Genomic DNA, 21,199 nt, shown 5'->3' with positions numbered 1-21,199 from the left:
TCGGCATTTGGCCCGGCACACCGATGCCTTTACTCCACTGGCCAAAATTATCTGCTTGGAAAGACTCCTGATGCTCTATATATGCTTTCCAAATCATGCTCTTCTATCGTATCAGCACGAACTTAAAATAGCAAGAAGAAAATTTTTCATGACGCCTTGGTTAAAACCTTCATCATTTCAATACGGTCGTTTTCAAAAATTCTTTTGTCCTTTCCTCCTGCGGGTTTTCAAAAATTTGTTCAGGGGTGCCTTTTTCAATAATCCTGCCTTCATTCATATAAACAATCCGGTCTGCGACTTCGCGGGCAAAACCCATTTCATGTGTGACGATCACCATGGTCATGCCTTCTTCCGCCAGTTCTTTCATCGTGGCCAGCACTTCGCCGACAAGCTCCGGATCAAGGGCGGAAGTCGGCTCGTCAAACAGCATGATATCAGGGTGCATAGCGAGCGAACGCGCAATGGCGACCCGCTGTTTCTGCCCGCCGGAAAGTTTGCCCGGATACACATCCGCTTTGTCGGAAATGCCAACTTTATCGAGCAGGGCACGGGCTTCTTCCACCGCCTGTTTTTTGGGGATTTTTTTTACCATCACCGGCGCTTCGATCACGTTTTCCAAGACGGTTTTATGCGGAAACAGGTTGAAGTGCTGGAAAACCATGCCGACCTTTTGCCGCACTTCATTGATATTATGGGTTTTTGGTGTGATTTCCTCCCCTTCAATTTTAATTGTGCCGCTGTCTTTTTTCTCCAAAAAATTGAGGCAGCGGAGCAGGGTGCTTTTGCCTGAACCGCTTGAGCCAATCAGGCAGATCACATCGCTTTCGTGTACTGCGAGATTAATATTTTTTAAAACGTGGAGATCGCCAAACGATTTATTTAAGTTTTCGACCGTAATCATTTCCTTCATAGGAACGGAGCCTCCTTTAATCACTGACAGCTAAATATTTTTCCGCGCGGCTGACAATAAACGTCAGCAGGGCGACAAGGATTAAGTAATAGACTGCGACGATCAATAAATACGTCATTTCGTCAAAATTGTTGGCGCCGAGGGTCGTGGCGATATTGAACAGCTCGTCCATGGAAATAAATGCGGCCAGCGATGAATCTTTTAAGCAAATGATGAATTGGTTGCCGAGCGGCGGCAGCGCCCTCCGGAATGCCTGCGGCAAAATGATTCTGCGCAGTGCAAGCGATTTTGTCATACCAAGAGAACGTCCGGCTTCCATCTGTCCTTTGTCGATCGACTGGATCGTGCCGCGCAAGATTTCAGCGATATAGGCGCCGTTATGCAGCGCGAGTGCAAGGGAAGCCGCCCAGAAGTCAGGGAGCAGAAAGAGTCCGCTAAGCCCGAAATAAAGAATAAAGATTTGCACGATGAGCGGCGTGCCGCGGATAAGGTAAATATAAAGATCGGAAATCAGCTTGAATATTTTGAACCGGGAAATCTTTAACAAGGCAAATAGTAGCCCGATGGCAACGCCGATTAAAATGGAGACAATGGTTAGTTCAAGCGTCAAAACCATTGCTTCGAGGAAAACGTGCTTCGTACTGGCGAGCACATGGAAAAAATGAGAAAAACTAGGCAATGTACAACATTCCTTTCTGCCGGTCTAGTTCGGTTTTTTTGTAATGTCTTCGCCAAAGTATTTTTTGCTGATGCGTGCAAGCGTTCCGTCTTTTCTAAGTTTTTCAAGCGCCCGGTTAATGTCTTTTGCAAGCTTCGGATTGTCTTTTGCCACGACAATGGCCTGCTCGCTCCGCTCGATCAGCTGCCGGCCGGTAATTTTGTACCCTTCTTTGATCGCGGTCTTTCCCGTCACAAAGTCGGTAATGACGGCATCGTGGCGGCCTTCCGAAAGTGCTTTCAGAGCAGTGATGTCACTGTCATACACTTTTACATTTTTCGTATATTTGGAAGCAATGTCCGCATAGGTGGATCCTTTTGCGGCGGCTACTTCCTTGCCGGAAAGATCTTTAACGGTTTTTATCGCGCTGTCCGGCCTTGTAAAAATTTGCGGCCCGGAATAGTAGTAAGGGGTTGTAAAGATGACATGTTTGCTGCGCTGCGGGGTCACGGTATGGCTCGCAACCGCTGCATCTGCCCGGCCGGTATTGATGCCTTCCACAAGCCCTTTGAATTTCATCCGTTTTTGGACAGGCTTTAGCCCAAGTTCTTTTGCAATCGCATTTCCTACTTCAATATCAAATCCAGTCATGGTCAAATCGTCTTTCACATAGCTGAATGGTTTGAATTCGCCGGAAGCCACAAATGTAAATGTATCTTTATGGATCAGTTTTGCCCCGTCCGGCAGTTCATCCTTTTTCGCACATGCCGATAAAAGGACGACTAGCATTGCAGATAAGAATAGAAATGCCCCTTTTTTAACATGCTGCCCCATGGCTTTCTCCTTCCCAAAGTTTGTCCGATTTGCTAACTTGCTCATCGTTTTTTTACCTTGTTCATATAAAAATAATCATAAGCGGGCGGTTTAGGGAGACAGCAAAAAGGATGCAACACCCTGTTGCATCCTTTATGTAGTAGATTGATAGATTTTTCATCATTCCGGCATGAGTTCCAGTTTTGAGTGGATCGTTATGTCATTAAAATCAATGCCCAATTGAATGGCAGTTTGCGCCACTTCCGGACGGATGCCCGAAAGAATGCATTTTACCCCGATTAACCGCAGCGTCTCAATCAGCCGGAAAATTTGCTGGGCGACCATCGTATCGATGACGACCACGCCGGATAAATCAATGTACAGAAGGAGAACGCTTTTTTCTGCGCATTGTTCAAGGGTTTTTTCCAGAATGATTTTCGCACGGTTGGAATCAATTTCCCCGACAAGCGGCAGCAGCGCGGTATTTTTGCCGACCATAATGACAGGGGAACTTAGCTCTTTAATCGTTTCTTGCTGGGACTCCAGCCGCTTTAAGGAATAGTGGTGGTTTTCTTTCATAAACCAGATCATGACATGTTCGAATGTACGGATGATCGCCCTGCGCCAAAAATTCAATTCCTCATATGTATACTCTCCTTCGTGAGCTGCAACAAATGAATCGAACAGGTCGAGATACTGTTCCTGCGTGTGGAAGAACTCGCGCAAAATGAAGTGGTTCGGTGTGGCAAGATGCTCTTCATCTTGTGCAACGCTCATTACCCACTTTTCAAAATGGTGTAAAAAGGTATCTTCATCTTTTAAAAACACTTCACAAAACTGGACGTGGAACTCGTGGTTCTGCTCTTTCAGTCTTGCAACCACTTCGGGGTCGGTGGACGCATAAACCCCCTGCACGCTGTTTTTGTCGAGAGATGCGTACCAGTCTTCCGTCAATTGCCATGTTTTTTCAAGGAAAAAATGATGCAATGCCTGTCTTAGCTCCATTTTATCACCCGCATGATGTAAGATTTAATTGATAATCATGATCATTTTCGCCATTTCTTGTCTTTCTATTTTAAAATAAAATTCTATTTATTGAAATAGAAATGTTGGATTTGGAAAAGAAAAAACCCGTTTTCTCTATAGAATGAAAAAAACGGTGGGACACGATTCATGATGGTGTCCCGCCGTTTTATATTTCATTGGTTTTTTCAGCGATTTCGATACGTCCGCCCGGTTTTTCTTGCTGTTATTTTATCGCTTGCCACTGCCAGTTTTCGATTTCCGGCAGATCTGTGCCTTCTTCGCGGATGTACGCATGATGTTTTTGCAGCATGCTGTCCATTTCGCTGATGAGGGCTGCGTGCCGGGCTGTATCAGGCAGGCTTGACACCACTTCTTTTACAAGGTCAAACCGATCCATCTGGTTCATCACGCGCATGTCAAACGGCGTTGTGATATCCCCGTTTTCACGGTAGCCGTGCACATGCAGATTGTGGTTTGCACGGTCAAAAAACAAGTCTTTGATCAGGCCTTCGTAACCGTGGAAGGCAAAAACAACCGGTTTGTCCTTTGTAAAATAGGCGTCGAACGCTTCATCCGAAAGCCCGCGCGGATCCAATGCCGGACTTCTTAATTTCAAAATATCGAGCACATTGATCATACGAATCTTCAATTTCGGCAGTTTTTCGTGCAAAATCGAAACAGCAGCGAGGCTTTCAAGCAACGGTTCTGTCCCGCATGCGGCAATGACAATATCCGGATCACCGTCTTCGTCCGTGCTTGCCCAGTCAATGATTTTCAGTCCGCGGTCTGCCAGCTCTTCCGCTTCTTCAACGGTAAACCATTGCGGGCGTGGGTGTTTGGACGAAACAATCAGATTGATTTTCCCACGGTCGTTCAGGATTTTGTCAAATACAGCGAGCAGCGTATTGGCATCGGCCGGCAAATATTCCCGGATAAATTCCGGTTTTTTATCAGCCAGGTGGCCAAGAATACCCGGATCCTGATGGGTATAGCCGTTATGATCTTGTTGGAATACAGTGGAAGTGGCGACCACATTCAATGACGGGATATCCGCACGCCACTTTTGTTCTGCTGCTTTTCGCAGCCATTTGAAATGCTGGGTGATCATCGAATCGACGACACGCAGGAACGCTTCGTAACTTGCAAAGAAACCGTGGCGGCCGGTTAAAACATAGCCTTCCAAAAATCCTTCCGCCTGGTGCTCAGACAGTTGCGAGTCAATAACACGGCCGTCCGGTGCCAAAAATTCATCATTCGGTTCTTTGATTTTTTCCACCCATTGCCGCTTTGTAGCCTCGAATACCGGCGCCAAACGGTTCGACATCGTTTCATCCGGACCGAAAATCCGGAAGTTGCGTTTTGTTTCATTTTTTAAAATCACGTCTTTTAAATATGTCCCTAAAACGGTCATATCCTGCGCCATCTGTTTTCCATGTTCTTTGTTGTCCAGCGCATAATCGCGGAAATCAGGCAAATCAAGGTCTTTGATATGGAAGCCGGCATTGGTGGCAGGGTTCATCGCCATCCGTTTGTTGCCTTTCGGGGTGATCCTGGCAATTTCCGGTTTCAGCCGCCCGTTTTCATCGAATAATTCTTCCGGCCTGTAACTCTTCATCCAGTTGATTAAAACATCGAGATGTTCCATATGGTCCTGGTCGATCGGAACCGGAATCTGGTGGGCGCGGAATGAATGTTCAACCGGCTTCTCGTCCCATTCCTTAGGGCCGGTCCACCCTTTTGGCGCACGGAAAACAAGCATTGGCCAGGCTGGGCGGGCGGTGTCACCGGTTTTCCGGGCATGTGACTGGATGGCTTGGATCTGTTCGATCATTTGGTCCATTACATACGCCATATCGCGGTGCATTTCTTCCGGGTCTTCCCCTTCAACGAAATACGGCCGCCAGCCGAGCCCTTCAAAATAAAGCGCCAGTTGTTCATCAGACATACGGGAGAGCATGGTCGGATTGCTGATTTTAAAACCGTTTAAAAGTAAAATCGGCAGAACGGCGCCGTCCGTTACCGGGTTGATGAACCGGTTGGACAACCAGGAAGTGGCAAGCGGCCCGGTTTCCGCTTCCCCGTCGCCGACGACAACAGCGGCCATTAAATCGGGCTGGTCCAAAATGGCGCCGGTGCCGTGTGAAAGGGAATAGCCCAGTTCGCCGCCTTCATGGATCGATCCCGGCGTTTCCGGTGCTGCGTGGGAAGCAACGCCGCCCGGGAATGAAAACTGTTTAAACAGTCTCTTCATCCCTTCTATGTCCTGTGTCACATCCGGGTAAATTTCAGTATAACTGCCGTCAAGATAAGAATTGGATACCATCACCTGGCCGCCGTGCCCCGGCCCTTCAATATAAAACATATTTAAATCGTATTTGTTGATCACTCGGTTCAGATGGGCGTAAATAAAGTTCTGCCCTGAAATCGTCCCCCAGTGCCCGATCGGTTTTGCTTTCAGATCAGAGGGCTTTACGGGTTCTTTTAATAACGGATTGTCTTTTAAATAAAGCTGGCCAACCGAAATATAGTTGGCTGCACGCCAGTATGCATCTAAATTTTTCAGATAGGCAGGGGAGGAATAAGCGACTTGCGAAGCTGCCATTGCCATTTCAACCGCTTCCTTTCATTTTTCATCTACGTTCATCATACCGCTTCTCTCTGGAAAATCAACCTTTTTATAAATTAATACGGTCCAATCTCGTGAAATTATGAACATATCATGTCAAAAAAGCTGAAATCCATTCAGCCTACTCTGACACCGATACAAATGTGTTGAATTTTAAATATTTATAGTGGAGCCGCATATGGGAAAACTCAAACGGCGTGCCGTTGTCGAGAAAAAAGATGCCTTCCATAATACCGACCGGTTCATGTTCTTTTAAACGCAAAAGTTCACGGTCCTTCGCGTTGGACGGTTCTGCAAAAATAGATAAAAAAGATTTCGTTACGGCCATATTGTGGACATCTTCCAGATAGTTGAAAATGGAGCCTTCAATGATTTCGGGCGATAAATTTTGGACGATTTTTATCGGAATATAACCGGTCTCGATCATAAACGGATCCTCATCAAACAAGCGGAGCCGGCGTATTTTATAAACAAAATCATGGGGGTTCAAAAACAAATTCCGCTGCAATTCTTCTGTCGGCGGAATGACCTCAAAACAGAGCACTTTTGTGGCCGGCTTTTGGCCATACATGTGAAAATTGTCGGTGACACCGAGGTTTGTGCCTTCGTAATTAAAAATGGACGCGTTTTTTATATACAAAGGATTGATGAATGTTCCGGAACCGCGTTTTTTAAAAATAATGCCGTCGTTGGCCATTTTCGAGAGCGCCCGCTTAATGGAACTGCGGCTGACCTGATAGGCTTCACTCAGGCTTCGTTCATCCGGCAGTTTCATATCGGGGAACTGTCCGGCAAAAATTTTTTGTTTCAAATCATCGATAATTTGCTTGTATACGAATTGTGCCATGGCGTATCCCTTCTAAAGGTTTCTGTATGAACAGTTTACCACAGATTCTTTTTGGTTCAATGAATCACAACAGGCGCCAAGTTTTGACCGCGTTGCAAAACCGGATGGTGGAAGCGTTCAGCCGCCCGTTCCAAATCGGCCCCCACTCAATAGAAGCAACAGGCAGCATCGGGATCAGTTTGTATCCGGACCATTGCAGCGATGAAGAAACCTTGATTGCAAAAGCGGATGAAACGATGTACGAAATTAAAAAACGCGGCAAAAACAGCTATAAGCTGAAAGAATGAAATAAGCACCGTTCCGGAAGATGGAACAGTGCCCCTCCTTAGTTTTCATCCGTTTCCTGTACCCAGACAGAAACGCTGCCGCCGTTAACCGGAAATCCTGCATAGCCGTCTTCGCCAATTGTAACTTTTTCCTGCCGGTTGCCGGTAGCGTCCACCCAAACCTCGCCAGCGCGCTCTTTTCCGACAAGCATTCTTTTTTCGCCGTTCTCGCCGTTTGAGATAACGACGGCACAGCCGGAATGCGGGATCTCCGGAACGCCGCGGCGCACCCAGCCGATTGTGTTCGGATGGTCGAAATAATCATCTTGCTCGCCATACGCTTTTTCCCGCCGGACAGATAAAAGCGGGGAAAGGGCGTCTTTTTTTCCGGGAATCGGATTGTCGCCGCCGATGCCGTACATATCCCCGTAAAAGACGCACGGATAACCGTCTTTCCGCAGCAGAATCAAGGCATAGGCGCTCTGCTTAAACCAGTCGTCCACCCATGATTCCAGCGATTCGTTCGGCTGTGAATCATGGTTATCGACAAACGTAACAGCATTCAGCGGGTGCGTTTGAACGAGTGTATCATGAAAAATCGTCGGGAGGTCAAACGCGCGCCCTTTTTTAGATGCTTCATGCAATTTATAATGGAGTGCAACATCGAACAAATCGATTTTAAACTGTACATGGTCGAGGTATTTTTGGCACGCTTCCAGCTGCGGATTCCAGAACTCGCCGACAAAATAAAAATGGTCTCCGCGGTGTTCCATTAAGGCAGCGGCAAAGTCGCGGATAAAGTCATGGTTGATATGCTTAATGGCATCGAGCCGGTAGCCGTCGCAACCGGTCGTATCGGCCAGCCATTTTCCCCATTCGATCATTTCTTTTTTTACATCCGGATGGTTGTAATCAATGTCCGCGTACATCAAATAATCGAAGTTTCCAAATTCGTTGTCGACATGCTCACTCCAATGCTTATTTTCCCCGACAATACGGAAAATGCCGTTCCGCCCTGTCCGGTTGTCGTAATCGACGCCACTGAAATGGGTATGATTCCACGTAAAATCAGAATACTTGCCTTTCCGGTTTGTAAAATTGAACTTTGTCCAGCCTTCTATTTCAAACGGTTCGGAAATTTCTTTGTTGCGGTCCATCGGGTCGACCTCCACCACTTGGAAAGATTCGGTTTCATCCGCGCCCGCTTTATGGTTCATGACGACATCGATATAGACCTGGATATCGTGCTCGTGGCAGGCGTTGATCGCTTCATGTAATTGCTGTTTTGTCCCGTACTTTGTCCTGACGGTGCCTTTCTGGTCAAACTCCCCGAGGTCGTAATGGTCGTACACCCCGTAACCATTGTCCATGTCTGACTGTCCTTTTGTCACCGGCGGAAGCCAGACGGCATCAATCCCGCTTTTCTTTAATTCAGGCGCCATTTCTTTCAGCCGGTTCCAATGGCTGCCGTCTGCTGGCGTATTCCATTCAAAAAACTGCATGATTGTATGATTCCGTTCCAAGAAAACTGCCCCTTCCAAAAGAAGTAATAGTTGATGCGTTTAGTATAAGTGAACATGAAAAAATTTTCAATCAATTATGATTTTAAGCATGACAAAAGGCGAAGAGAACAAAGGTACTATTCCCGCTTTCGTTTCGCGAAAACATCTTTTTACAAGCAGGTTTTCCTTTTGTTTTTCCAAAAATGGTTTAAATCCAGCCCCCGGCTCTCCTTTGCGCCCCGATTTGGTTGTTTGGCCGGTTTATCTATAATAATATAGTGATAAGTCTGTAAAAAAGGTGGGGAACCAATGAAAAATTTACTGGTAAAGTTCACGGGAGCATGTGCAGGAAGGAGAGGGAGATGGGTAACGCTTGCCGCATGGATCCTGGTCGTGTCCGTTTTGTCTGCTGTTTTTCCGAATGTGAATAAAGTCACGGATAACAGCGCAGCAAATCTGCCGGATTCAGCCATGTCCGTCCGGGCTGAAAAGGTGGCTGAAAAACAGTTCCCGAATGCGGGCACGCCGCTTCTTATCGCCTGGTACCGTGAAGGCGGCCTCACGCAGCAGGATTACGGAACGATTGCTAAATTGTACGGGGATTTAAAGAAAAACCCGCTTCCCGCACAAAGTTTTATCCCACCGTACGAAAAAATGCCGCCGCAGGCACTAGGCGGGCAGGCTTCAAAAGACGGCACTACGATGGTTACGCCGGTATTTATGGAAAAAAGTGCAGGAACGGATGAACTCGCTGATAACTTGAAAGAATTGAAAAAGAGAGTGACATCCCTCGAATCGAAAGCCGTTTTGAATAAGAAACTGGCGGATACCGGCCTGCATGTCCGCTTCACAGGGCCTGCGGGCATATCCACGGATGCGGTGTCCCTATTTAGCAAAGCGGATATCACCCTGTTGATTTCTACCGTGCTGCTTGTGCTGGTGCTCTTGATTGTACTGTACCGGTCGCCGATTTTGGCGCTTGTTCCGCTTATCGGTGTCGTATTTGCTTACGGGGCAATCGGGCCGGTTTTGGGTTTTCTTGCAAAAGAAGGCATCATTACAGTGGATTCCCAGGCCACTTCGATCATGACTGTCCTTTTATTCGGAGCCGGCACGGATTACTGTTTATTTCTTGTTTCGAAATACCGTGAATGTTTGCTGGAAGAAGAAGATAAGATAAAAGCGCTGCACACGGCCATCCGGCATTCGGGCGGCGCGATCATGGTCAGCGCGATTACGGTCGTGCTCAGCCTGTTCACATTGCTTTTTGCGCACTACGGGACGTATCAGCGGTTTGCTGTTCCGTTCAGCCTTGCCATCTTTATCATGGGCATTGCTGCATTGACACTGCTGCCGGCGCTGCTTTCCATTTTAGGCCGGGCTTCTTTCTTTCCGTTTATTCCGAGAACAGAACAAATGGCCAGCGCCCTGGAAGCGAAAAAAGGGAAAAAGATCCGCCGTCATGCTGCGCATGGGAAATGGAGCCGGAAAGTGGGAGAAGCGGTCACAAGAAAGCCTTGGCTGATCATTGTGCTGAGCGTCATCATTCTCGGCGGGCTCGCTTCCTTCGTACCGAAAATCGCGTATACGCAGAACTTGATCGAGTCGTTCCCGAAAGATATGCCGTCACGTGAAGGCTATGAAATCATCGCAGACCATTTTTCGCCGGGCGAGCTGGCGCCTGTCCAGGTAATCGCAAATACGGAAGGAAAAGGCGCGAATGTAAAGGCAGCGCTTGAAAAACTGCCGTTTGTTGACACCGTAACCGGGCCGCAATACGGGAAAAAAAATAAACAATATGAATCTTACAATGTAAGATTAAAAGATAACCCGTACAGTGAAAAAGCAATTCAATCCAACCCGGTGATACAAAAGCAATTGCAAAAGGCCGGCCTGTCCAAAAACCAAATCTGGATCGGCGGCGTTACCTCTTCCCTTTATGATACGGCAAAGGTGACTGAAAGGGATATGAAGGTCATTGTCCCGTCTGTCATTTTCATCATTGCCATTTTGTTGCTGCTGTATTTGCGGTCACTCGTTGCCATGGTTTACTTGATTGTGACAGTTCTGCTTTCCTATGTGGCGGCATTGGGCGCAGGCTGGCTGCTGATCCATTATGGGTTGGGCATTTCTGCCATCCAGGACCTTATTCCGCTCTATGCATTTGTATTTCTTGTCGCTCTTGGGGAAGACTACAATATTTTCATGATCTCGGGCATTTGGAAAAACAAACAGCATTTGCCGCACAGGCGCGCGATTGCCCTTGGCGTCACAGAAACAGGTGCCGTCATTACCTCAGCCGGGCTGATTTTAGCCGGAACGTTTGCGGTTTTAACGGTGCTCCCGATCCAAATATTGGTCCAGTTCGGCATTGTAACCGCGATTGGCGTTCTGCTGGATACCTTTGTCGTCCGCCCGCTGCTCGTGCCGGCGATTACCACCGTGCTCGGCCGCTATGCTTTCTGGCCGGGAAAATTATTTGCGAAAGCGGAACCTGTAAAAAGTGAAGACTGATCGCTTTTATTTCGAATGAATGAAAGATTCTCTCGTTCAAAGGGTTTACAGGCGCCGCACCATTTTCTAAAATGGTAAGGAACACCTACCCGACCGGGAGAGGTATTGAACAGTTGCATAAGCATGAGGTTCATAGCAAACCCTCTATAAAAAACTATGGATAAATGGATCAAAAAGCCATGTCCATACGGGATGTGGCTTTTTTCATCTTATTCTGGCACGGGTCTGCGCCTCTCTTGGAAAAAATGAGGGGAACATTTTTGACAGGAGGTTTTTTTATGGCTGGAAGAAAACAAGAAGAAGGATTGCAGGACTTAACGTTGCTCGGCAACCAAAAAACAAGATACCCGGCGGATTACGATCCCGGGGTATTGGAGGCGGTTGACAATCTGCATGCGGACCGTGACTATTTTGTAAAATTCAATTGTCCGGAATTTACAAGTCTGTGCCCGCTTACCGGACAACCGGATTTTGCAACCATGTATATTTCTTATATACCGGACAAAAAAATTGTCGAAAGCAAATCTCTGAAACTGTATCTTTTCAGTTTCCGCAACCATGGCGATTTTCATGAAGACTGCGTCAATATCATCATGGACGATCTCATCAAGCTGCTTGATCTCCGCTACATTGAAGTGTGGGGAAAATTTACGCCGCGCGGGGGTATTTCCATCGATCCGTGGTGCAATTACGGGAAGCCGGGCACCAAATATGAAGACATGGCCCATTTTCGCCTGATGCATCACGATCTGTATCCTGAAAAAGTGGATAACCGGTGAGGGGGATACAGATGAATGCATACTTAAATGGCATGTTTGTCGGGCTGCTGATTTTATCGAATATCATTTCTGTGAAGCTGTTTCATATTGGCGATGCGATTGTGCTGCCCGCTGCCGCCATCATTTACATTTTTACGTATCCCCTTGTTGATGTTACAGTGGAAGTTTACGGGAAAAAGGCGGGCCGGGCAACGGTCCAGGCAGGTTTTCTCACCCAAATCCTTGCCCTGGTTTTTATCGTGGCCGCCATCCATCTCCCGGCTGCCCCTTCTTTTCAGCACCAAGATGCCTTTAAAACGATTTTAAGCGGCAGTTTCCGCGTCGTGTTGGCCAGCCTGATTTCGTATTGGGTCAGCCAAAATCTCGATGTTTTTGTATTTCATAAGCTGAAAACAAGGCACGGCAGAAAAAAACTGTGGCTGCGCAACAATGCTTCCACGATGTTCAGCCAGTTGATCGATACGTCTATTTTTATCGTGATTGCTTTTTACGGAACGGTGCCGCCTGGGATGATTGGAACGCTGATTCTCACCCAGTATATTTTTAAATTTGCAGCTTCGATCATCATGACCCCGGTTGTCTATTTGCTTGTCGGCCTGATCCGCAAAACCCGGAGCGAAAATGGGTTGCAAACCGTCCCGGAAGCAGTGGAAAAAGGAAACGCATAAAACTTTACACGAACGGAAGTGGCTTCTTTTGTGCCCGGCCTGGTCGGGTATGAAAGAAGCCGCAACTGTTTCCGGCGAAATTAACGGGTTGCGAATGCCGATTTACCGATAAAAAAATCATTCCCAGCACCAACCGGAAATGAAATATTGCAGCATAAAAAGCAGCACATAGCAATCTTGCTAATTACCAGAATGAGGAAAAGTCACGACAATCAGCGGGACAACTATTGCCCAGTATGAATATGACGAAAACGGACTGCGGAACCAAACGAACACTACTATGATAAGGGCAACAATTTGTCCATAAACGTGGTATTATAGTTGGAAAATGAGGAAACAAGTATGCTTTATATAAAATTGGTTAAAAAATCATTTTAGCTCACCATTTAGCTCCAGCTGCCTACACAGAGGCAGCTGAGGATTATATTTGGCTTAGGAGAGAAGCAGATCCTAACATTTTTGGGAATAAGGCAGGTTTGGGAACTTTTTCATTTTAAACTTCTATTTTTCTTTCGAAATTCAGGATTGATTCTTATTCATTCCTTGATGTTGAATCAAATTTCTATAATAAGCGTTGGTTTGGTATAGAGTCTCATGCTTGCCATCTCCAGTAATTTTACCATTTTCCAATACCAAAATCCGGTCTGTATTCATGATGGTTGATAAACGATGGGCAATTAAAATGACGCCCACATGTTCAGATAAATGTTTCAAAGAATCTTGTAATAAATATTCAGATTCTGAATCTAAATTGGCGGTTGATTCATCCATTAGTATAAAATCAGGTTTTCTTAGAAAAGCCCTGGCAATTGCAATTCTTTGTTTTTGCCCGCTTGATAGACGATTCCCGTACTCCCCTATCTCGCTTCCATATCCATCAGGAAGTGCTAATATAAAATCATGTGCATTGGCAAGTTTTGCTGCATGAACAATTTCTTCTTCCGTTACTGATGATAAACCATAAGTGATATTATCTTTTACCGTGCCGTCAAAAAGTTGTGAATCCTGTGGTACATAACTAAAGGACTGTCTCCATAATCCCGGCTCCACTTCTCTAAAAGAAACATGATCTAAGTACATTTCTCCTGATTGCGGTTCATAAAAGCGTTCAATAAGATTAAAGATTGTTGATTTTCCAGCCCCACTTTCTCCGATTAATGCAACGATCTCTCCTTTATTGACATGAAAAGAGATATCTTTTAAAACTTGCTCCTCATGATAAGAGAATGTAATATGAGACAATATTAAGGTGTTAAATGAATTTTTATTCTTAACGGAATTTGTTAAGAAGTGATCAGGTTCAACATCCTCATTTAGGATTTCAAAAATCCTTTTTAGAGAGCCTTTTGCTTCCTGATAAGATGTAAAAAACATATTGATATTTATAAATGGGGCAATCACTTGGAATAAGTAAATAATAAATGCTACTAATTTTCCAATTGAAATATCCCCGTTGCTGACCCGCAAGGCCCCTAATCCGACAACTGAAATGAGTAATAAGAAACCAAATGTACCCAGAAATGGACCAATAACAGCATTAAGAATCGAACTTTTAACTCCCAGTTTGTAAAGTGAATAAAATTTATCTTTCCCACTTTGCAACTCTTTTGTTTCGGCTCCAAATGACTTTACTATTTTAATATTCCTCAATATTTGTGAAGAGAACATTGTAAGTTCAGATATTCTGTCTTGTGATTTGTAGGCAATCTCCCCAAAACGTTTACCAAATGGAATAATAATAAAAAGGGATAGCGGGACAACAATAATGAGAGCAAGCGTCATTGGAATATCTAAAAACAACAAAATGACGATAGAAACACAGAGCGTAAAAAATGAGGATATTAGATCAACCATCTCATCCGTTACAATCGACGCTACAGTAGTTGTATCATTTGTTAATCTACTCACAAGCTCTTCAGATTTATTTTTCTGGTAGTATTTCATGGGCAATTGTAATGTTTTATTCCACAGTGCTTCCCGTAGATTAAATATTACTTTTTCTGCAGATACGGAAAGTAAAAATTGTGAAATTGAAGATGCCACACTCTCTAATAATGAAAAGGCAATAATCCAAACGATCAGTTTGATGTCTATATTTGATTTTAACTGATCAATTAATCTTTCAATAAGCAGAGGGACAGTAAGACTGATCACACATCCCAAAAGGGAAAGAACAGATGCTGAAAAAAAGAGAATCTTAGATGGTTTAGTTGTCTTAATTATATCTACGAACGAAAGGCTGCTTCCGTTGCTATTATCATTCATATATTTAAATTGTCTCCTTTTTAAATATACGGATAGTTTAGAAATAAATCTCTAATGAACTAAAAGGAGCATATCTTTTTTAAAGGATGGCTTTAAAAAAGATATGCGAAATGAATCTATAACTAGGGCTTGCTGAACGAATCAGATTCTGTCAGATACAAGCCAAATTACGGTTATTAAAATATAAAATAGTGTTGTACAAAAATTTCAAAAAAAGAACCCTGAGCTTCCGCTCCAGATTCATTATAAGGAATTGAAGGGCTACTACTGTTTCACTGGTCTCCTGAAGGCGTGCTCGAATAAGGCCTAGCCCATACTTGCGCTTGCCTTCGCCAAATTTGCTTTCAACGGCATTACGTTCGGAGGCATCCTGCCTTGCCACGCGTTCTAAGGTTTTGTCTTCCGTTTTGGATGGGCGTCCCAACCTTGGCCCACTCAGACGAATGCCAAGAGATTTACAGTATGCTAGGTTGTCACGGTTTCGGTAGATTTTATCTGCTAAAATCGCTTCTGGATAAAATCCGAACCGGTTGTAGTAGTTCTCAATAGATTCTCTAAGGGTGATCCCTTCATTGTAATTTTCCCAGTCGAGTTGCTCAATCAAGGCATAGCCATCTACAACGCTAATGGCGACTTTTGAGCCGAATTCCACGTTCGCTTTTGCCTTGCCACGCACAATTGGACGGACATGCGGCTGGGAAATGCTCACAATCCGGTGGTCAATCCGATGTGTTTTCTTTTTGTACATTTCTGCCTGTTGGCGGTAAAGTTCATGAATCACGAGGAGTTGTCGGTATTCATCTTTGCTCAAAAGAGACAGGGAGCTTTGGGAAATGAGATTTCCAATGATCTCCAGATTCCGTTTCACATATCCAAGTTGTTTGCCGACAGCTTTCCGGATTTTCCGGGCTCCAGCTTTGCGTTGCTTAGCGACAGAAAGATAGTCCCTGCGGGCTCTTTTTCTGTAGGTCCGTGGCTTTGGTAATTTTCCTTTGTGCGGTTCATGCAGTACATCAATGATATGTTCCAGTTTCTCACGGGCTTCGTTCAAAAGCCCCAGATCAGTAGGGTAAGCAATATCAGCCGGTGCACAGGTTGCGTCCAGAATGAGCTTTCCTTTGTTCTTCGTTTTAGGAGAAGCCGATCCAGTTGAATTCTCTTCCGAAGCAGGACCGGAAGGTTGATGATCACCACTACTATGATCGTCATCATCATGGTGATCATCATCGTTGTCATTTTCCTTAGATGCTTCTTCCGATTGGCGTTCTTGTTCTTCCAGAACAATCCATTCATTCAGTTCATTGATGATGTTTGCACCCAAACGTTTTCTAAAACGAGTCATCAGAGAATGATCGAATGGGGCTTTTTCCTGGAATTCAGGCAACCCGATAAAATACTGAAGATACGGGTTTTCCGTGATCTGTTCGACTGTTTCCCGGTCAGATAGCCCAAGCCGTTCTTTGATATAGAGAGCCCCAAGAGCAACTCTGACAGAATAAGCCTTTTCACCTTTGAACTTTTTCTTGAAGGACTTGGCATACTTTTCTTCAGCCTTCCACCAAGGGATTAATTCAGCAAGACGGACCCAGCGATTTTCTTTATTTAATTTTCCACCGAATGGTAGAAAAAAATCTTCTACAAAAGTTAATTGATGTTCAGTCTTTTTGTACATCGTAACGGCCTCCAAGTGCAAGGTTTTTTACACGTTTCCTATAAAATCCTTACACTTTATATTCGACAAAAGTGGCCAAAATCCTTGTCAAATCTGGAATTTTTGTTTATTCAGCAAGCCCTAACTAAGGCTCTAGATTTACCATTATTCGATCGTCATCACGCCATCTGTTTCTTTTGTCTGGAGACTGGCCATGATTTGTACGCCTGAACTTGTGCCGATCCGTTCGGCGCCTGCTTCAATCATTGCCAGGAACGTTTCAGCGTCGCGTATACCGCCTGCAGCTTTCACTTTTACATCGTCCCCGACAATTTCTTTCATAAACCGGACATCTTCTATTGTGGCTCCGCCTGTTCCGAACCCGGTAGAAGTCTTAATAAAATCGGGCTTCACCTTTCTGGCAATCCGGGCCAGCGCTTCGATTTCATCTTTTTCCAAATAGCAGTTTTCAAAGATCACTTTTGAAATGACACCTTCTTCCCTGCAAATGTCCGTAATGGTTTCCATCTCTTTTTCGATATAACGGTAGTTCTTATTTTTTACTTCGGACAGATTCACGACATAGTCAATTTCGTCTGCCCCGTCTTCGATCGCATCTTGTGTTTCGAACACTTTGGTTTCAAGCGTGGTCTGCCCGAGCGGAAAAGAAATGGCTGCGCCGACATGGATATCTGTACCCTCCAGCAAGTGTTTGCAAAGGGCAGTTTGGACGGAGTTAATTGCCACCATTTTAAAATGGAACTGCTGCGCCTCCCTGCAAAGTGATTCCATTGCCGCTTGATCCGCAAACGGTTTTAAATTGGTATGGTCAATCATTTGTGCCAGCTGGTCAATTGTATAACGTTTCATATTCTTCATTCCTTTCATCATCCATCAATACCATCATAACGCAAATTGCATGAAAAAGGGTTTGTCTGTTTTGCGGACGCGAAAAAATGCAACCGCTTTAAAAATGTGTATTAATATCTTTTGCATATGGACTAATACAGTTTTGTGCAAAACAAGCATTTTATAAATTTTTTCATGCAAAAACCTTGTTTTCACCGCATATATAGGTTTAATATATAAATGTGAACTTTTTATGAACAAATATAGTACAGATTCATTTTTTACTATAACAGTTTGTATGCCAAATGCCGAAGGGTGCAAGAACAGCGGAGAAAGAAGGGATCATTGGCCAGGTTTGCCGCAATGCGGATAAAGGAATTAGGAGATTGAAAGCCGGCATTTAGGGGATACTAACGAAAAATAAATGGAAAAGAAGGGGATTGACAAATGGCAAAAACGATAGCGGATTTGCTGATTGATTCATTATTAAATGCAGGTGTAAAAAGAATTTATGGGATCGTCGGGGACTCTTTAAATGCAGTGCTCGACTCCATCCGGCGTTCCGGGCGGATTGAATGGGTCGGCGTGCGCCATGAAGAAGTGGCCGCTTTTGCAGCCGGCGCAGAGGCTACCTTAAATAACAGCATTGCGGTTTGCGCAGGCAGCAGCGGCCCTGGAAACTTGCACCTTATCAATGGGCTGTATGACTGCAACCGTTCGCGTGTGCCGGTATTGGCGATTGCCGCCCATATTCCGAGCAGTGAAATCGGAAGCGAGTATTTCCAACAAACACGGCCTGAATTGATTTTCAAAGACTGTGCGCATTTTATTGAAACAGTACAACGCCCGGAACAAATGCCTTTAATGGTAAATATGGCGATGCAACAGGCGGTCGCAAACCAAGGCGTTTCCGTTCTTGTTTTGCCTGGTGATGTTGCAGGCCTGGATGACAACGTAGCAGTGCCGCAAGTACCGGTCCATTTTGCCAAACCGGTCGTGAAACCGTCAGAAGAAGATTTAACACAGCTTGCTTCTTACTTAAACGACGGGAAAAAAGTAACGCTGCTTTGCGGTGCGGGTTGCCAGGGTGCCCATGACGAAATTATGGAACTGTGCAACAAACTGAAATCGCCAATGGTCGTTGCACTGCGCGGTAAGGAGTTTTTGGAATACGATAATCCTTACTTTGCAGGGTTGACAGGCTTGATCGGATATTCTTCCGGCTATGACGCCATGATGGAATGCGATACGCTGCTGATGCTCGGCACAGACTTCCCGTACCGCCAATTCTATCCGAAAAACGCAAAAGTATTGCAGGTTGACATCCGTTCCGAACATTTGGGACGCCGGACACCGCTGACACTCGGCGTTGTCGGAGATGTAAAAGATACAGTTGAAGCTTTGCTGCCAATGATTCAGGAAAAAGACAATAGCAAGCATCTTGAAAAACATGTCAAAGCTTATCAAAAAGTAAGAGAAGATCTCGATGAATTGGCTGTTGGCAAACCTGGACGCAAACCGATCCACCCGCAATATTTGACAAAACTGGTCAGTGATCTGGCAGATGAAGATGCCATTTTCACTTGCGATGTGGGTACACCAACATTGTGGGCGGCACGTTATGTGCAAATGAACGGCAAACGGCGCCTGCTCGGTTCATTCAACCACGGTACGATGGCCAATGCGCTTCCACAAGCGATCGGCGCGGCTGTTGCACAACCTGGCAAGCAAGTTGTTTCGCTCAGCGGGGACGGCGGCCTGTCAATGCTGATGGGTGACATGTTAACGCTCCGCCAGCATAAGCTGCCAGTTAAAGTCGTTGTCTTTAACAACACGGCATTAAGCTTTGTTGAACTGGAAATGAAAGCAGCCGGTTATCCGGAAACCGGAACAGGCCTTGACAGCCCGAACTATGCAGCGATTGCCGAAGCGATGGGCATGAAAGGGATCCGTGTGGAAGACCCAGCTGATCTGGAAGGGGCACTCCGTGAATCATTCGAACATGACGGACCGGCCGTTATTGACGTTGCTGTAAACCGCCAGGAATTGTCCTTGCCGCCTAAAATTACGTATGAACAAGCACACGGCTTTACGCTGTGGATGCTGAAAGCCGTATTAAACGGCCGTGCCAATGAATTAATTGATTTGGCTAAAACAAACTTGATTCGATAATCAAAAGTAAGCCCGGTATCCGTATGGGAAACCGGGCTTTTTCTTTTAAACAAAGGTTTTTTCATATTTTGGAGTGGTGTTTGTGGCTGCTATAAGCTATCGGAAAAGCGGGCCGGGCAAATGGTATGCGGGCTCTCGCGCACCCCGTCCAATATTACAGAAGGGGCGTCCCATCCGCCAGTTTCCGGCTTTTGGGGCGCCCCTTATTTATTCGTTTTCCAAATGGAGCACGTTCAGCAGTTTAAAGAACAGGCTTACGATAATGGCAACGACTGTTGCAAGCCCCATCCCGCTTAATGAGGCGGTGCCGATATTGATCGTTGCGCCGCTTAAGCCAACAGCGAGAACAAGGCAGGTGAGAATCAAATTTTGCGATTTTCCGTAATCCACTTTTTGTTCGACCAGCATCCTGAGCCCGCTTGCCGCAATGACGCCGAACAAGAGGAGAGAGATGCCGCCCATAACCGGCTGCGGAATCGATGATATGAGCGCCGCCAATTTTCCGCAGAAGGAAAGGATAATGGCGAGGACCGCAGCGCCGCCGATTACCCACGTGGAGTAGACACGCGTAATCGCGAGCACACCGATATTTTCACCGTACGTTGTATTTGGCGTGGCACCGACAAAACTGGATAGAATCGTGGAAATGCCGTTTCCGAGCAAAGACCGGTCAAGCCCGGGGTCCTTGGTTAAATCTTTTTTGACAATATTGCCCGTGACGATTAAGTGGCCGATATGTTCCGGAATGATGACGAGCGCTGCCGGCACGATCATCATGATATCGGACCAGTTCAGTTTGATCGGATAGTACGTCGGCAATGAAATCCAGGCTGCTTCTTGGACAGGTTTGAGGTCGACAATCCCGAATGCCAGGGAAATCAGGTAGCCGCAAATGATCCCGATTAAGATCGGAATAATTTTAAGAAAGCCGCGCAGGGTAACCCAGCAGACCACAGTGATTGCAAGTGTTAATAAGGAAACCGTGATGGTATCAGGGTCCGGGCTCCAGTGTTTTACGGAAGCATCCGTCTGGACAAGGCCTGCCATCTGTGCCGCAGTCGGGACAAGCTGGAGCCCGATCACGGCCACGATCGCGCCCATTGCAGCAGGCGGAAAGACAACCTCAATCCAGCCCGTGCCGGCAATTTTAACGATAAGTGCAATGATGACAAGAATAATGCCGACTGCAAGGAATCCGCCCAATGCGTAACTGTATCCGGTAAGGCCCGCATGTTTTGCAAGAACGGCAAATACCGGCGAGATAAAAGCAAAGCTGGACCCGAGATAGGCCGGGATTTTTCCTTTTGTGATCAGGATATAAAGTAGCGTCCCGATCCCGTTCATGAATAAAATGGTCGCAGGATCAATTTTAAACAGGACAGGAACGAGAACGGTTGAACCGAACATGGCAAACAAATGCTGAAAACTTAGCGGCAGGCTTTTGAGAAAAGGTAGTTTTTGGTTAACTTGAATTTCATGCTGTTCCATATTTCTCCCCCTCAATGGATTGGTAAAATGCGAGGCAGGGGTTTTCCAGGAAGTGCCCTTTTGGCAAAAAAAAGCACCTTGCCCGAATGAAAGCAAGGTGCATGGAAGTGCACATTTATCCGGAACCTTGCCAGCCTCACGGGACTGTTTTAAAGGCATTCATTC

General features: G+C 45.6%; 16 protein-coding genes. 5 read left to right on the top strand and 11 right to left on the bottom strand.

Features of this window, described 5'->3' with window-relative positions:
• Positions 1 to 172: 172 nt before the first annotated feature.
• The 6 genes from OF158_RS17195 to OF158_RS17170 all read right to left on the bottom strand — a co-directional run bounded on the left by OF158_RS17195 (position 173) and on the right by OF158_RS17170 (position 6,880).
• Positions 173 to 910 carry an amino acid ABC transporter ATP-binding protein gene (locus OF158_RS17195; RefSeq protein WP_035183123.1) on the bottom strand — a complete coding sequence of 246 codons (738 nt, stop codon included), beginning with the start codon at positions 908 to 910 and terminating at the stop codon, positions 173 to 175.
• Between the two features lie 16 nt (positions 911 to 926).
• Positions 927 to 1,589 (bottom strand): amino acid ABC transporter permease, encoded by a 663-nt coding sequence (locus OF158_RS17190; RefSeq protein ID WP_035183125.1) that lies wholly within the window; start codon positions 1,587 to 1,589, stop codon positions 927 to 929.
• Positions 1,590 to 1,613: 24 nt separating this feature from the next.
• Complete coding sequence (locus OF158_RS17185) at positions 1,614 to 2,402, bottom strand: transporter substrate-binding domain-containing protein (protein WP_035183127.1); 789 nt, start codon at positions 2,400 to 2,402, stop codon at positions 1,614 to 1,616.
• A gap of 159 nt (positions 2,403 to 2,561) precedes the next feature.
• A complete protein-coding gene (locus tag OF158_RS17180) occupies positions 2,562 to 3,386 on the bottom strand; it encodes an STAS domain-containing protein (protein ID WP_035183129.1) in 825 nt (274 codons plus the stop codon).
• Between the two features lie 244 nt (positions 3,387 to 3,630).
• Positions 3,631 to 6,015, bottom strand: a complete 2,385-nt coding sequence (locus tag OF158_RS17175; protein WP_088775931.1) for a phosphoketolase family protein — start codon at positions 6,013 to 6,015, stop codon at positions 3,631 to 3,633.
• 139 nt (positions 6,016 to 6,154) lie between these two features.
• Complete coding sequence (locus OF158_RS17170) at positions 6,155 to 6,880, bottom strand: GntR family transcriptional regulator (RefSeq protein ID WP_035183131.1); 726 nt, start codon at positions 6,878 to 6,880, stop codon at positions 6,155 to 6,157.
• A gap of 26 nt (positions 6,881 to 6,906) precedes the next feature.
• On the opposite strand from OF158_RS17170, the gene OF158_RS17165 reads away from it, so the two are divergent.
• Positions 6,907 to 7,167 carry a diguanylate cyclase domain-containing protein gene (locus OF158_RS17165; protein WP_014096658.1) on the top strand — a complete coding sequence of 87 codons (261 nt, stop codon included), beginning with the start codon at positions 6,907 to 6,909 and terminating at the stop codon, positions 7,165 to 7,167.
• Between the two features lie 38 nt (positions 7,168 to 7,205).
• Here OF158_RS17165 and OF158_RS17160 read toward each other — a convergent pair whose 3' ends face one another.
• A complete protein-coding gene (locus tag OF158_RS17160; protein WP_035183135.1) occupies positions 7,206 to 8,669 on the bottom strand; it encodes an alpha-amylase in 1,464 nt (487 codons plus the stop codon).
• A 288-nt stretch (positions 8,670 to 8,957) separates the two neighbouring features.
• On the opposite strand from OF158_RS17160, the gene OF158_RS17155 reads away from it, so the two are divergent.
• The 3 genes from OF158_RS17155 to OF158_RS17145 all read left to right on the top strand — a co-directional run bounded on the left by OF158_RS17155 (position 8,958) and on the right by OF158_RS17145 (position 12,609).
• Entirely contained in the window at positions 8,958 to 11,162 is a 2,205-nt protein-coding gene (locus OF158_RS17155) for an MMPL family transporter (protein WP_035183137.1), read from the top strand.
• Positions 11,163 to 11,440: 278 nt separating this feature from the next.
• The gene (queF, locus tag OF158_RS17150) at positions 11,441 to 11,941 is read left to right on the top strand and encodes a preQ(1) synthase (protein ID WP_014096661.1); all 501 of its coding nucleotides are present in this window, start codon (positions 11,441 to 11,443) and stop codon (positions 11,939 to 11,941) included.
• Positions 11,942 to 11,952: 11 nt separating this feature from the next.
• Positions 11,953 to 12,609, top strand: coding sequence for a queuosine precursor transporter (locus tag OF158_RS17145; RefSeq protein WP_014096662.1), 657 nt, complete (start codon positions 11,953 to 11,955; stop codon positions 12,607 to 12,609).
• Between the two features lie 519 nt (positions 12,610 to 13,128).
• Here OF158_RS17145 and OF158_RS17140 read toward each other — a convergent pair.
• The 3 genes from OF158_RS17140 to deoC all read right to left on the bottom strand — a co-directional run bounded on the left by OF158_RS17140 (position 13,129) and on the right by deoC (position 17,395).
• Positions 13,129 to 14,874 (bottom strand): ABC transporter ATP-binding protein, encoded by a 1,746-nt coding sequence (locus OF158_RS17140; RefSeq protein ID WP_035183138.1) that lies wholly within the window; start codon positions 14,872 to 14,874, stop codon positions 13,129 to 13,131.
• 151 nt (positions 14,875 to 15,025) lie between these two features.
• Positions 15,026 to 16,546, bottom strand: coding sequence for an IS5-like element ISBco3 family transposase (locus OF158_RS17135; protein WP_043052461.1), 1,521 nt, complete (start codon positions 16,544 to 16,546; stop codon positions 15,026 to 15,028).
• Between the two features lie 144 nt (positions 16,547 to 16,690).
• Positions 16,691 to 17,395: a deoxyribose-phosphate aldolase gene (deoC, locus tag OF158_RS17130; protein ID WP_172653422.1), complete on the bottom strand. Its 705-nt coding sequence runs from the start codon at positions 17,393 to 17,395 to the stop codon at positions 16,691 to 16,693.
• Positions 17,396 to 17,821: 426 nt separating this feature from the next.
• Between deoC and poxB the strand changes: the two genes are divergently transcribed.
• Positions 17,822 to 19,546 carry a ubiquinone-dependent pyruvate dehydrogenase gene (poxB, locus tag OF158_RS17125; RefSeq protein WP_017552045.1) on the top strand — a complete coding sequence of 575 codons (1,725 nt, stop codon included), beginning with the start codon at positions 17,822 to 17,824 and terminating at the stop codon, positions 19,544 to 19,546.
• 207 nt (positions 19,547 to 19,753) lie between these two features.
• Here the strand turns inward: poxB and uraA are convergent, their stop codons facing one another.
• Positions 19,754 to 21,034 (bottom strand): uracil permease, encoded by a 1,281-nt coding sequence (gene uraA, locus OF158_RS17120; protein WP_014096666.1) that lies wholly within the window; start codon positions 21,032 to 21,034, stop codon positions 19,754 to 19,756.
• Positions 21,035 to 21,199: the final 165 nt, after the last annotated feature.

Source organism: Weizmannia sp. WK01, from assembly GCF_025905465.1.
In the GTDB taxonomy this organism is placed as follows: domain Bacteria; phylum Bacillota; class Bacilli; order Bacillales; family Bacillaceae_C; genus Weizmannia; species Weizmannia faecalis.
Note: the sequence above shows the minus strand (reverse complement) of the source record. Positions and strands in the feature narration are given on the sequence as shown.